This is a genomic window from Pseudooceanicola aestuarii (genome assembly GCF_010614805.1).
Taxonomy (GTDB): Bacteria; Pseudomonadota; Alphaproteobacteria; order Rhodobacterales; family Rhodobacteraceae; genus Pseudooceanicola; species Pseudooceanicola aestuarii.
The window spans coordinates 405,531-417,967 of sequence record NZ_JAAFZC010000001.1 but is presented as its reverse complement, the minus strand read 5'-3'; the positions used below and the strand labels follow the sequence as shown (position 1 = coordinate 417,967).

Here is a 12,437-nt window from a genome sequence, read left to right as displayed (position 1 = left end):
GGGTGCCCCGCTCGGTCAGCCTGGCGGCCTACATGGCGCTCGCCGGGCGGGCGCGCCGTCCCCGTAGGGGGGAGGCGCAGGCCCGCCCGCGCGGCCCGCTGATCTGGCTGCATTGCCCGCCCGCCGCGCGCCAGGTCGCGCTGATGCAGCTGGTTCACCGCCTGCACCAGTCCTGGGCCGATGCGACGGTGCTGATGACCCATGACCCGGCAGGCGGCGGCGAGGGGCCGCGCGACGATCCGGCCGATGGTCCTGCCGCCGGGGATATTGTGCCGCCCCGGCCCGATCGTGACGGGCTGGAGAACATGGAGATCCTTCACCGGTCCGCCCCGCCCGAGGAAACGCGCGCGGTCCGCGCCTTTCTGGATCATTGGCAGCCGGATCTGTGCCTTTGGGCGCATGGCAACCTGCGCCCCGCGCTGCTGACCCTCACCGGCAAGCGGGGCATCCCCGCACTTCTGGTGGAGGCGGAGGCGGCCGGGTTCGATGACGCCCGCCTGCGCTGGCTGCCGGACATGAGCCGCAGCGTGCTGGATAACTTCGCCGCCATTTTCGCGGTGTCGGGCAATGCCCGGCGGCGGCTGGAACGGCTGGGCGCGCAGCCGGGGCGGATCACCGTCACCGGCCCGTTGCAGGACGCGGGTCCGGCCCTGTCCGGCGATGCGGAACTGCGCGACCAGCTGGCCGCCGACCTGGAGGGGCGGCCGCTTTGGCTGGCCGCGCAGGTGGCGCAAGAAGAGCTGTCGGTGGTGCTGGAGGCGCACCGTCGCGCCTCCCGGCTGGCGCATCGGCTGTTGCTGGTGCTGGTCCCCGACGACCCGGCCCAGGGCACCGCGATCGCGGCGATGCTGCGCGATGGTGGTTGGCGGGCGGAGCAATGGTCCGACGGTGCGATGCCCACGGACGAGACCCAGATCCTGCTGGCGGACACGGCGGGCGAGATGGGGCTGTGGTATCGTCTGTGCCCCGTTACCTTCATGGCCGGGTCGCTGCATCGCGGCATGTCAGGGCTGGATCCCTTTGCCCCCGCGGCGCTGGGGTCGGCAGTGATCTACGGGCCGCATATCCCCGCCCATATGGAAGCCTATTCCCGCCTGGTCCGCGCCGGTGCCGCCGCGCTGATCCGTGATGCGGAAGGTCTGGCCAATGCAGTGATCCGCCTGTCGGCCCCCGATGCGGCGGCGGAGATGGCCAGTGCCGGCTGGGAGGTTGTTACCCAGGGGGCGGAGGTCACGGACGCGGTGATGGACTGGATCGCGGCAACGATCGACGAAAGGCAGGCAGGCTGATGCGCGCGCCCGATTTCTGGAACCGCCCGGTCACGGCGCCCGGCCTGGCCGCCCGGCTGCTGTCGCCGCTGGGCGCGGCTTTTGGCCGCGCCACGGCCCGGCGGTTGGCGCGCGGCCGGCCGATCCGCCCCGGCGCGCCAGTGATCTGTGTCGGCAACCTGAATGCCGGCGGTACCGGCAAGACCCCCACCGTGATTGCGCTGCTGGAGGCGCTGTCGCGGCGCGGCGTGGCGGCGCATGTCGTTTCGCGCGGATACGGGGGGCGGATCACGGCGCCGACCCGCGTCGATCCGGCCCGCCATACCGCCGCCGACACCGGGGACGAACCGCTGCTGCTGGCCGCTTTTGCGCCCTGCTGGGTGGGAGGGGACCGGGCCGCTACGGCCCGTGCGGCGGTGGCCGCCGGCGCGCAGGTGCTGATCCTGGACGACGGGTTCCAGGATCCCGCACTGGCCAAGGATCTGTCGATCATCGTGGCCGATGCCGAGCGCGGTTTCGGCAATCAGCGCTGTATCCCCGCCGGCCCCCTGCGGGAGCCGGTGGCCAGCGGGCTGGCGCGGGCCGACCTGCTGCTGACCATCGGCGCCGCCGTGGCGCAGGAGCGGTTCGCCACCCGCTGGCCTGATGCCCGCGACATGACCCGACTGCGTGGCGCTCTGACCCCGTTGCAGACCGGGATGGACTGGCATGGGCTGCCGGTGCTGGCCTTTGCGGGGATCGGCCATCCGGCGAAGTTCTTTGCCACGTTGCGTGGCCTCGGTGCCGATCTGCTTCAGACGGAGGCACTGGCCGATCACCAACCGCTGAGCCCGGCCCTGATGCAGCGCCTGCTGCATGATGCGGCCCGCCAGGGCGCGCAGCTGGTCACGACGGAGAAGGACGCGGTGCGCCTGCCGCGCGCCTTGCAGCAGCAGGTGTTGACCCTGCCGGTGCGGCTGCGCCTTGACGACCCCGCGCCATTGGATGCGGCACTGGAACGCCTCCTGCCGGAATAGACAGGCCTGGCCGAGGGGATTGCCCGGCCAGGCCCCGCGTCACGGTGCGATAGGCGCGCTGAATGGGTGCGGGCGCTGCCCCGGCGCGGCTGACCCGTGCTTTGGCCCCTGGGGGCAAGGGGCTGCGGACGGGATCGCAGCACCCCCGCCGTGGGATCAGTTGGCGCACACCGGCCCCCACCGCGCCTTTTCGCACATAGTCCCGTAGAAGGGGGGGCGTTACAGCAGCCCCTCCGCCTGGAACAGCGCGGTCAGGTCGCCCTCCGGCCGGGCGCCGTAATGGGAGATCACCTCCGCCGCCGCGACACAGCCCATCCGGCCCGCAGTGGCCAGATCCGTCCCGGTGGCCAGGCCATAGAGGAACCCGGCCGCGAACAGGTCGCCCGCGCCGGTGGCATCCACCGGCACCACTTCGGTCACCGGCACCACGACCCGCTCCGCCCCGCGCAGCAGGACCACGTCCTGGCCGGAACGGGTGCAGACGACCAGCCCGCAATCGGCGGCGGCGGCGGTCAGCGCGTCTTCCAGATCCGCCACCTCGTACAGCGATTTCCACTCGTGTTCATTGCCGATCACGTAGTCCAGCTCGGTTACCAGCTGGCGGAAATCGGCGCGGTGGCGATCCACGCAGAACGGATCGGACAGGGCGATCCCGGCCTTGCCACCGGCGGCGCGGGTCAGGCGGGCCGCCGTTTCGAACGCGGCTTTCCCCTTGTCCTTGTCGTAGAGATACCCCTCAAGGAACAGCAGGGCGGCATTGGCTGCCACCTCTTCCGCCACGTCCTCCGGCCCCAGCTCCGCCGAGATGCCCAGATAGGTGTTCATCGACCGCTCCCCGTCGGGGGAGACGAAAATCATCGAGCGGGAGGTCGGCAACTCCCCGCCCGCCACCGGCGCGTTGACGAAATCGGTGCCGTCCTCGGCCATTTCGCGCGCGTAGAACTGGCCCAGTGCATCATCGCGCACCCGGCCGATGAACCCGGTTTTCAGGCCCAGATTTCCCAGCCCCGCCAGCGTGTTCGCGACCGAACCGCCCGGCGCCTGACGGCGGTTCTCCATGGCGCCATACAGCATCTCGCCCCGGTCGCGTTCGACCAGCTGCATGATGCCCTTCTGAATGCCCATCAAGTCCAGGAATTGATCGTCGCTTTGGCTGATCACGTCGACAATGGCATTGCCGATGCCGATCACGTCATATCGGGTCACAGGGTCTTCTCCTCGTACAGGCAGAGATCGCGGATCAGGCAGGCCGCGCATTTGGGTTTTCGCGCCACGCAGGTATAGCGTCCGTGCAGAATCATCCAGTGATGCGCGTGTAATTGGTAATCGGCGGGCACGTTGTCCTCGATCGCGCGTTCCACGGCCACGACATCCTTGCCGGGTGCGATGCCGCTGCGATTGCCCAGGCGGAAGATATGGGTATCCACCGCCTGCGCCGGGTAGTGCCACCACATGTTCAACACCACGTTCGCGGTCTTGCGCCCGACGCCGGGCAGGGATTGCAGGGCGGCGCGGGAATTGGGCACCTCGCCGCCATACTCCTCCACCAGAATGCGCGACAGTTTGATCACGTTCTTCGCCTTCTGACGGAACAGGCCGATGGTCTTGATATGTTCGGTCACGCCTTCCTCGCCCAGCGCCAGCATCTTCTCGGGCGTGTCGGCGATGCGGAACAGCTCTGCCGTGGCGCGGTTGACACCGGCGTCGGTGGCCTGGGCAGACAGGGCGACGGCCACCACCAGGGTATAGGCGTTGACGTGGTTCAGCTCCCCCTTGGGTTCGGGTTCGGCTGCGTGGAACCGCGCGAAGATCTCGCGCATGACGGGGTAGGAGAGTTGACGGGCCATGGTCCTGCTATGCCGTGTCCCGACCCGTCTGACAAGCGGTCCGGCCAGCACTGCTCCGAACCCGCAAGAAGCGGGTCGCGCGGTGGCGCCGCAGGGCGTAACCTGCCCGAAAGGAGATCGCCATGCCCGCCGCACCCGCACCAGCCGCCCCCCTGCACAACGCGCCCGCCCTGGCGTCGGCCACGTCGGAGGACGGCTACCACTACCACGTCATCCGCCGCGCCATCGAAGAGATCGACGCGGCCGACACGCCGCTGTCGCTTGAAGACCTCGCCGCCCGCATGGGGATGAGCCCGGCGCATTTTCAGCGCATCTTTTCCGCCTGGGCCGGGATTTCGCCGAAACGCTATCAACAATACCTGGCGTTGGGACAGGCGCGGCGGCTGTTGTCGGCGCGGTTCTCCACGGTGGAAGCGGCGCTGGGCGCCGGGCTGTCCGGGTCCGGGCGCCTGCATGATCTGTTTCTGCGCTGGGAGGCGATGAGCCCCGGCGAATACGCCCGAGGCGGGGCGGGGCTGACGCTGCGCTGGGGCTGGTTTGACAGCCCCTTCGGGGAGGTGCTGGCCATGGCGTCCGTTCGCGGCCTTTGCGGTCTGGCCTTCACCGCCGAAATGGGGCGCGATGCGGCGATGGCCGACATGGCCGCGCGCTGGCCCCGCGCCACGCTGACCGAAGATCCTGACGCCATCGCCCCATGGGTCGCCGCCGCGATGGCCCAGCGGGGGGAGACGCGGTTGCACCTGTTGGGCGCGCCCTTCCAGATCAAGGTCTGGGAGGCCTTGCTGACCGTGCCCAGCGGCCATGTCACCACCTATTCCGAGATCGCCCGCGCCATCGGCCATCCCCGCGCCCAGCGGGCGGTCGGCACGGCGGTGGGGCGAAACCCGGTCAGCTGGCTGATTCCCTGCCACCGGGCCCTGCGCAAGGGCGGCGCGCTGGGGGGCTATCACTGGGGCCTGCCGGTGAAACGCGCCATGCTGGCCTGGGAAAGCGCGCGGGCCGAGGCGGGGTAGCGCCACCCGCCCCTGCCCGTCGTCCTGCGAGCGGGGGAGGGGGGGCAACTTCCCCCCATGGGCTTGGCCTTGTGCCCCGAGATGCGGAAAATTCGTGGCGTGGGCGGGAACCAGCCGAAAGCTCGCGCGTTGTTCATTCCGGACGGGGGGCTGCGCGCCGCCTGGGATATGGATATGGACATGGAGAGGCCCGACCGCAGGGCCGAACATGAAAGGGCAGAGATGATTACCAATCGCAAACCGATCCTGGCGCTGTCGGGCGCCGCGCTGCTGGCGCTGGGCGCCTGCGCCGAAACCACCGCCAATGACGGCTACCGCAACACCCGTGGCGGCGCTGGTCTTGGCGCGTTGCTGGGCGCGGCCACCGGCGCCATCGTCAGCGATGACAAGGGCAAGGGCGCGGCCATCGGCGCCGTCGCGGGCGGCATCGCCGGCGCGGCCTACGGCTCCTTCCTGGACAAGCAGGAAGCGGAACTGCGCCGCGATCTGGGCGGCAACGTGCAGATCGTCAACACCGGCGATCGCCTGGTCGTGACCATGCCGCAGGACATCCTGTTCGCCACCGACAGTGCCGAGCTGACGGGCACGCTGCGCACCGATCTGCGCACCGTTGCCGCCTCGCTCAACCAGTATCCGCAGACCACCGTTCAGGTGATCGGCCATACCGACAACACTGGCGAGGCCTCCTATAACCAACAGCTGTCCGCCCGCCGCGCCAATTCGGTCGCGAGTGTCCTGCTGTCCAACGGCGTCTCGTCCTCTCGCGTTCAGGCCTTTGGCCGGGGCGAGGACCAGCCCCGCGCGTCGAACCTGACGCCCGATGGCCGCGCCCAGAACCGCCGGGTGGAGATCGTGATCCTGCCCACGACCTGATCCGGGCCGTCCCGGACCGGATGCAAACGCCCCGCCCCCTCGGTCGGGGCGTTTCGCGTTTTGGGACCCTTTATCTTTTCCTGCCCCGTACGCAGGGGGGGCGCCTTGATCGGGCATCAGGGCGGGAACGCGACGGCAGGGACACGAAACCTCACGCGGGCCTTGCCAACCGCGCCCGGCCTGTTGAGATTGGCCCAAACGGAGGATCCCATGACAGACCTGCGCAATGCGGCTCGGGACGTGCGGCTGAATGCCCATGCGCCCTATTCCAACTTCAAGGTCGGCGCCGCCCTGCGCAGCACCGACGGCAACACCCATGTCGGCTGCAATGTCGAGAATGTCGCCTATCCCGAGGGGACCTGCGCCGAGGCCGGAGCCATCGCGGCGATGATCGCGGCGGGTGACACCGCAATCGCCGAGATCTGCGTGATCGCCGACAGCCCCAGCCCCGTGCCGCCCTGCGGTGGCTGCCGGCAGAAGATCGCGGAATTCGCGGCGCCGGACGTGGCGGTGCGCCTGTTCACCACCGATGGCGCCGAAACGGTGATGAGCGTGGCAGAGTTGCTGCCCGGCCGGTTCGAGGCAGGCCATATGGATCGCGCCTGATGGCCGTCCCCGGTGATGCGCCCGGTGGCGTGCCTGCCACGGGCACGCCAAGCGCCCGCGCCATCCTGGCCCGGCTGCGCGATGGTCAGCGGCCCGACCGTGCCGCGCTGGACTGGTTTGCGCGCGGCCTGGCGGATGGCACGGTCAGCGATGCGCAGGCCGGTGCCTTTGCCATGGCCGCGCTGCTGAACGGGCTGGGGGATGACGGGCGCGTCGCCCTCACGCTGGCGATGCGCGACAGTGGCGATGTCCTGGGCTGGGATCTGCCTGGCCCGGTACTGGACAAGCATTCGACCGGCGGGGTGGGCGATTGCACTTCGCTGGTGCTGGCACCCGCGCTGGCGGCTTGCGGCGCCTATGTGCCGATGATTTCCGGCCGGGGGCTGGGCCATACCGGCGGCACGCTGGACAAGATGGAGGCGATACCGGGCCTGTCGACCCAGCTGACCGAACAGCGTTTTCGCCGGGTGGTGGGGGATGTGGGCTGTGCCATCGTCTCGGCCACCGGGGACATCGCGCCTGCGGACCGGCGGCTATATGCCGTGCGCGACGTCACCGCGACGGTGGAAAGCCTGGATCTGATCACCGCCTCCATCCTGTCCAAGAAGCTGGCGGCGGGGCTGGAGGGGCTGGTGCTGGACGTCAAGATCGGCACCGGCGCCTTCATGAAGACGCTGGCGGACGCGCGCGCCCTGGCCGGGGCGCTCGTCTCCACCGCCAATGCGGCCGATTGCCCGACGGTCGCCCTGATCACCGACATGAACCAGCCGCTGGCCCCCGCGCTGGGAAACGCGCTGGAGGTGGCCGAGGTCATGCGCGTGCTGACCGGGCAATCCCGGGGGCCGCTGCTGGACCTGTCCGCCCGGCTGGGGGGCGAAGTGTTGGCCGGCGCCGGTCTGGCCGAGGACGCGCAGGACGGCGCCGACCGAATGCGCATCGCCATTGATGACGGGCGCGCCGCCGAGAATTTCGCACGTATGGTTGCCGCGATGGGCGGGCCGCAGGATTTCGCCGGCAGCTGGACGCAATCCTTGCCCGAGGCGCCGGTGATCCGCGAAGTCCCGGCCCCGCGCGCCGGCTACGTCGCCGCCATGCAGGGGGAGGCTCTGGGCCTCGCCGTCGTCGCCCTGGGCGGCGGACGCCAGGTCGAGGGCGATGTGATCAACCCCGCCGTCGGCCTGGCCGGGCTTCCCCGGCTGGGCACATGGGTGGAGGCCGGACAGCCCCTTGCGCAGGTTCACGCGGCGCGGGAAGATGCGGCGGATCGGGCGGTGGCCGCCGTCCATGCCGCGATCACGCTGGGCCCGGTGGCCGAAGACACGCCGCCGCTGGTGCACGAAAGGGTGGGATGATGGCACGGGCCTTTCTGGTGGTGATGGACAGCGTCGGTATCGGCGGCGCGCCGGATGCCGATCAATTCTTCAACGGGCACCTGCCCGACACGGGTGCCAACACGCTGGCCCATATCGCCCAGGCCTGTGCCGAGGGTCGGGCCGAGGACGGCCGCAGCGGCCCGCTGCGGCTGCCGCATCTCGACAGTCTGGGCCTGGGCGCCGCCAGCGCGCTGGCCACCGGAGAGACGCCGCCGGGCCTGGGCGCGCCCCGGCGCGGCATCCATGCCGCCGCCAGCGAGATCAGCCGCGGCAAGGACACGCCCTCGGGCCATTGGGAACTGGCCGGCGTTCCGGTGCCCTGGGATTGGCACTACTTTCCCGACACCGGCCCTGCCTTCCCCGACGATCTGGTGGCAGACGTTTGCCGCCTGGCCGGGACCGACGGCCTTCACGGCAATTGCCACGCCTCCGGCACCGCGATCATCGCCGAACATGGCGCGGCGCATATGCGTGACGGCTGGCCAATCTGCTATACCTCTGCCGACAGCGTGTTCCAGATCGCCGCGCATGAAGAGAGTTTCGGCCTCGATCGGCTGCAACGCCTCTGTGCCGATCTGGCGCCGACGCTGCATGCGATGAAGGTCGGGCGCGTGATCTCCCGCCCCTTTGTCGGCGTGCCAGGGGCGTTCACCCGCACTGCCAACCGCCGCGATTTCGCCATCGCCCCGCCCGCGCCCACGCTGTGCGACTGGGTCACCAGCGCAGGGCGGACGGTTCACGCGGTGGGCAAGATCGGCGATATCTTCTCCATGCGGGGGATCAGCGATGTGGCCAAGGGGCCGGATGCGCTGTTGATGGAACACCTCCTCCGCTTGACGGAGGAGGCCGGGGACGGCAGCCTGACCTTTGCCAATTTCGTAGAATTCGACAGTCTTTATGGCCATCGGCGCGATGTCTCGGGCTATGCCCGCGCGCTGGAATGGTTCGACGCTGGTGTCGGGCAACTGCTGGACCGGCTGCGCCCCGGTGACATGCTGCTGATCACCGCCGACCATGGCAACGACCCGACCTGGCCCGGCACCGACCACACCCGCGAACGGGTTCCGGTGCTGATCGCCGGGCTGGGGCAAGGGGCCGGGGGGCAATGCGCCTTTGCCGATGTCGCCGCTACCGTCGCCGCCCATCTGGACGTGCCCGCCCAAGGGCCGGGAAGGAGTCTGATTTGACCGAACCCATGGATTTCGCCGCCCTGCCCAAGCTGGAGCTGCACCTGCATCACGAGGGCGCCGCCCCGCCCGATTTCATCCGCCGTCTGGGTCAGGAGAAATCGGTGAACCTGGAAGGAGTGTTTGACGAGGCGGGGAATTATGCCTTTCGCGACTTCGTGCATTTCCTCCAGGTTTACGAGGCCGCCACCGCCGTTCTGAAGACGCCGGAGGATTATGCCCGCCTGACCACCGCGATCCTGGAAGAAAGCGCCGCCAACGGCGTGATCTACACCGAAAGCTTCATCTCGCCGGATTTCTGCGGCGGTGGCGACGTTGGCGCCTGGCGCGAATACCTTGCCGCCATTCGGGAGGCAGCGGATGCCGCCGAACGCGCCCACGGCATCGTGTTGCGCGGCATCGTCACCTGCGTGCGCCATTTCGGCCCGGAGCAGGCGAAACGCGCCGCGCTGTGTGCGGCGGAGACGGCGGGCGACTGGATCGTCGGCTACGGCATGGGCGGCGATGAGGGGAAGGGCCGCCCGCGCGACTTCGCCTGGTCCTATGACCTGGCACGGGAGGCCGGGCTGCGCCTGACCGTCCATGCGGGCGAATGGGGCGGTCCACGCTCGGTGGTCGAGGCGCTGGATGATCTGCGCGTCGAACGCATCGGCCACGGTGTCCGCGCGATCGAGGATCCCGCCCTGGTGAAACGGCTGGCCCGCGACGGCATCGTGCTGGAGGTCTGCCCTGGCTCCAACGTGTCGCTGGGCCTCTACCCGGATGTGGCGCGCCACCCGATCCGCATGTTGCAGGAGGCGGGAGTGAGGATCACCGTCTCTACCGACGATCCGCCGTTCTTTCACACCACCATGGCGCAGGAATACGATGCCCTGCACCGCGCTTTTGGCTGGGAGGCCGAGGCGTTCGCGCAAATCGCCCGCACCGCCCTTGACGCGGCCTTCTGCAACGAGGACACGAAAGTCCAGATCGCCAAGAAGCTGGAGACCGCCTGATGTCCGAAGAATTCAACAACCTCACCGTGGTGAAACATCCGCTGGTGCAGCACAAACTCTCGTTCATGCGCAAGGCCGATACCTCGACCGGGGGGTTCCGGCGCCTGCTGCGGGAGATCAGCCAGTTGCTGGCCTACGAGGCGACGCGCAACCTGGACATGACCACCATGCGCATCGATACCCCGATGGAGCCGATGGACGCCCCGGTTCTGGACGGGAAGAAACTGGCTCTGATCTCCATCCTGCGGGCGGGCAACGGGCTGCTGGACGGCGTACTGGAGCTGATCCCGGCGGCGCGGGTCGGCTTTGTCGGGCTGTACCGGGACGAAGAAACCCTGCAACCGGTGCAATATTACTTCAAGGTGCCCGACGAGATGCAGAATCGACTGGTCATCGCGCTGGACCCGATGCTGGCCACCGGCAACAGTTCCGCGGCCGCCGTGCAATTGTTGAAAGACGCCGGCGCGACCAATATCCGGTTCATGTGCCTGCTGGCCGCCCCCGAAGGGGTGAAGCGGATGCAGGAGGCCCATCCAGACGTGCCCATCATCACCGCGTCGCTGGACAGCCACTTGAATGAAAAGGGTTATATCGTTCCCGGACTTGGCGATGCAGGGGACCGGATGTTCGGCACGAAATAGGCGGGGGCGCTTTACTCACAGGCGGAATTTTGTCACACTCCAAGCTGCATCTGCGGGGGATGATGATGAAGTTTCTGAAATTCGCGACGCTGTGCCTGGTGGCGGCCTCGCTGGGTGGTACGGCGCTCAACGCGCAAAGCCTGCGCAGCGATGACGGCCCGGCGGAATTCCCGCCCGCCAGTTTCGCGGGCAAGCAATACGTGGACAGCAAGGGCTGTGTCTATGTCCGGGCGGGCGTCGATGGCGCGACCACCTGGGTGCCGCGCGTGGCGCGCAATCGCAAGGTGATCTGCGGGTTCAAACCCACGGAGATCGCCAATGCCGGGGCCCCGGCGCAGAAACCTTCGGGCCCGGCGCCGGTAACAATCACGGCGGCCGCCCCCGAAATCGGCGGGAAATCCGCGCCTGCCGCCACCACCGGCACTGCGGCGCAGCCGCGCGCGCAGGCCCGCGCCACCACCCGGCAGATGCCGTCCTCCAAGCCGCTGCCGGTGGTGCGGACGCCGCAGCGTATCGCCAGCGTCCGCGCGATGAAGCCCGAGGGCCGGATCGTGCAGCTGCGCACCACGCCGCAGGTCAATCGCCCCGCCCCGTCCGCCAGCGTACCGCGCCCCAGCTATCGCGGCGCGGCCGTGAGCGCCCAGCCCGGCTATCGCCGCGTGTCCATCGCCCCGTCCCCCGCGCCGCGCGTTGTCCATGCGCCCGCCCCGATGGCCCCGGTCCGTGACCGTGCGCCCATCGCCCAGGGGGGCGTGGCCTGTCCGAACCTGTCACCGGTGGGCCGGCGCTACGTGTCGACCCATGGCGGGCGGTACACGGTGAATTGCGGCCCATCGGATTACCCGGTGCGGGTCGCCGCCGGGTCGCGGACGCCCGGCGCGCTGCCCGTGCCGCAGGCGGACTATGCTCCCGCGCCGCGCATTGCCCTGACGACGGTGCCCCGGACAGAGGTGCGGCGCGTCGTGCCCGCGCGCGTGGTGCAGCCGCATCAGGTCAGCCCGCGCGCCACGATCATGCCGCGCCATGTCTACGAGAACCGGGTGTTGTCGACCACGGGCGTCCGCGTTCCCAAGGGCTACAAACCCGCGTTCGAGGATGATCGCCTGAACCCCTATCGCGCGATGCAGACCTTTGCCGGCAAGGCGCAGATGGACGCGATCTGGACCCAGGAGGTGCCCCGCCGTCTGGTCCGCGTGGAAGCCGTGCCGCAGGGCGATCCGCGCCGGGCGCAGGCTGGGGCCAATCCGCATAGCGTGGGCTTCTACATCCCGCCGCCGGGTCAGGCGATGCGTGCGCCGATCGTCTCCAGCCAGGGCGTGGGGCGAAGCGCGGGCGTGCGCGTGGTCAACCGGGCCGTGCGCAGCCATGCCGGAGCGGGCCGCGCCCCGAACCTGCCGGGCTACCAGGCGCCGGCGGCGCGCACTCCCTATCCGCAGATCGCGCCGGGCAGCCTGCGCTAGGATCGCGCGCTGGGGGGGGCGTCCGGTCGAAGCCATCACGACGGCGGGCCATCGCGGCCCGCCGTTTGCTTGTCCGGGTTGGGGCACATCGCGGCGTCGAGTAGCGGACTCGATCGTCGCGACGCCGCCGCTGCACGTGGCATCAGGATCTCGTGCCG

The 12,437-nt window shown here is 69.6% G+C and carries 12 protein-coding genes; 10 read left to right on the top strand and 2 right to left on the bottom strand.

The genetic code is table 11. The features are described from left to right. Positions 1 to 2: 2 nt before the first annotated feature. Positions 3 to 1,289, top strand: coding sequence for a 3-deoxy-D-manno-octulosonic acid transferase (locus G5A46_RS01855; protein WP_204318676.1), 1,287 nt, complete (start codon positions 3 to 5; stop codon positions 1,287 to 1,289). After that, the gene (gene lpxK / locus G5A46_RS01850) at positions 1,289 to 2,284 is read left to right on the top strand and encodes a tetraacyldisaccharide 4'-kinase (protein WP_163846748.1); all 996 of its coding nucleotides are present in this window, start codon (positions 1,289 to 1,291) and stop codon (positions 2,282 to 2,284) included. Before G5A46_RS01855 ends, lpxK begins: the two co-directional genes overlap by 1 nt. A gap of 219 nt (positions 2,285 to 2,503) precedes the next feature. On the opposite strand, the gene G5A46_RS01845 is transcribed toward lpxK, so the two are convergent. Both G5A46_RS01845 and nth read right to left on the bottom strand, forming a co-directional pair. Beyond that, on the bottom strand, positions 2,504 to 3,541 hold the full coding sequence (locus tag G5A46_RS01845) for an adenosine kinase (protein ID WP_420821342.1): 1,038 nt from the start codon (positions 3,539 to 3,541) through the stop codon (positions 2,504 to 2,506). Further along, a complete protein-coding gene (gene nth, locus G5A46_RS01840) occupies positions 3,487 to 4,131 on the bottom strand; it encodes an endonuclease III (protein WP_163846743.1) in 645 nt (214 codons plus the stop codon). Before nth ends, G5A46_RS01845 begins: the two co-directional genes overlap by 55 nt. 122 nt (positions 4,132 to 4,253) lie before the next feature. Between nth and G5A46_RS01835 the strand changes: the two genes are divergently transcribed. The 8 genes from G5A46_RS01835 (at position 4,254) to G5A46_RS19715 (ending at position 12,279) form a co-directional block, all read left to right on the top strand. Beyond that, on the top strand, positions 4,254 to 5,144 hold the full coding sequence (locus G5A46_RS01835) for a methylated-DNA--[protein]-cysteine S-methyltransferase (protein ID WP_163846741.1): 891 nt from the start codon (positions 4,254 to 4,256) through the stop codon (positions 5,142 to 5,144). A 222-nt stretch (positions 5,145 to 5,366) separates the two neighbouring features. Further along, positions 5,367 to 6,017, top strand: coding sequence for a YiaD family glycine zipper/OmpA-like lipoprotein (locus G5A46_RS01830; RefSeq protein ID WP_163849841.1), 651 nt, complete (start codon positions 5,367 to 5,369; stop codon positions 6,015 to 6,017). Positions 6,018 to 6,227: 210 nt separating this feature from the next. Next, positions 6,228 to 6,623: a cytidine deaminase gene (locus tag G5A46_RS01825; protein ID WP_163846739.1), complete on the top strand. Its 396-nt coding sequence runs from the start codon at positions 6,228 to 6,230 to the stop codon at positions 6,621 to 6,623. Continuing rightward, a complete protein-coding gene (locus tag G5A46_RS01820) occupies positions 6,623 to 7,975 on the top strand; it encodes a thymidine phosphorylase (protein ID WP_163846737.1) in 1,353 nt (450 codons plus the stop codon). Before G5A46_RS01825 ends, G5A46_RS01820 begins: the two co-directional genes overlap by 1 nt. Then, positions 7,975 to 9,183: a phosphopentomutase gene (locus tag G5A46_RS01815; protein ID WP_163846734.1), complete on the top strand. Its 1,209-nt coding sequence runs from the start codon at positions 7,975 to 7,977 to the stop codon at positions 9,181 to 9,183. Before G5A46_RS01820 ends, G5A46_RS01815 begins: the two co-directional genes overlap by 1 nt. An 8-nt stretch (positions 9,184 to 9,191) precedes the next feature. Beyond that, positions 9,192 to 10,178, top strand: coding sequence for an adenosine deaminase (locus G5A46_RS01810; RefSeq protein WP_163849840.1), 987 nt, complete (start codon positions 9,192 to 9,194; stop codon positions 10,176 to 10,178). Then, positions 10,178 to 10,819, top strand: a complete 642-nt coding sequence (upp, locus tag G5A46_RS01805) for a uracil phosphoribosyltransferase (protein WP_163846732.1) — start codon at positions 10,178 to 10,180, stop codon at positions 10,817 to 10,819. The genes G5A46_RS01810 and upp overlap by 1 nt, the downstream gene beginning before the upstream one ends. Positions 10,820 to 10,884: 65 nt before the next feature. Then, positions 10,885 to 12,279 carry a hypothetical protein gene (locus tag G5A46_RS19715; RefSeq protein WP_239520578.1) on the top strand — a complete coding sequence of 465 codons (1,395 nt, stop codon included), beginning with the start codon at positions 10,885 to 10,887 and terminating at the stop codon, positions 12,277 to 12,279. Positions 12,280 to 12,437 lie beyond the last annotated feature (158 nt).

Excerpts from the sequence above, each read along its gene's own strand:
- nth (WP_163846743.1), bottom strand. The coding sequence starts at position 4,131 with ATGGCCCGTCAACTCTCCTACCCCGTCATGCGCGAGATCTTCGCGCGG.
- G5A46_RS01835 (WP_163846741.1), top strand. The coding sequence starts at position 4,254 with ATGCCCGCCGCACCCGCACCAGCCGCCCCCCTGCACAACGCGCCCGCC.
- G5A46_RS01830 (WP_163849841.1), top strand. The coding sequence starts at position 5,367 with ATGATTACCAATCGCAAACCGATCCTGGCGCTGTCGGGCGCCGCGCTG.
- G5A46_RS01820 (WP_163846737.1), top strand. The coding sequence starts at position 6,623 with ATGGCCGTCCCCGGTGATGCGCCCGGTGGCGTGCCTGCCACGGGCACG.
- G5A46_RS01815 (WP_163846734.1), top strand. The coding sequence starts at position 7,975 with ATGGCACGGGCCTTTCTGGTGGTGATGGACAGCGTCGGTATCGGCGGC.
- G5A46_RS01810 (WP_163849840.1), top strand. The coding sequence starts at position 9,192 with ATGGATTTCGCCGCCCTGCCCAAGCTGGAGCTGCACCTGCATCACGAG.
- upp (WP_163846732.1), top strand. The coding sequence starts at position 10,178 with ATGTCCGAAGAATTCAACAACCTCACCGTGGTGAAACATCCGCTGGTG.
- G5A46_RS19715 (WP_239520578.1), top strand. The coding sequence starts at position 10,885 with ATGAAGTTTCTGAAATTCGCGACGCTGTGCCTGGTGGCGGCCTCGCTG.
- G5A46_RS01845 (WP_420821342.1), bottom strand. The coding sequence starts at position 3,541 with ATGCGCGGCCTGCCTGATCCGCGATCTCTGCCTGTACGAGGAGAAGAC.
- G5A46_RS01825 (WP_163846739.1), top strand. The coding sequence starts at position 6,228 with ATGACAGACCTGCGCAATGCGGCTCGGGACGTGCGGCTGAATGCCCAT.
- lpxK (WP_163846748.1), top strand. The coding sequence starts at position 1,289 with ATGCGCGCGCCCGATTTCTGGAACCGCCCGGTCACGGCGCCCGGCCTG.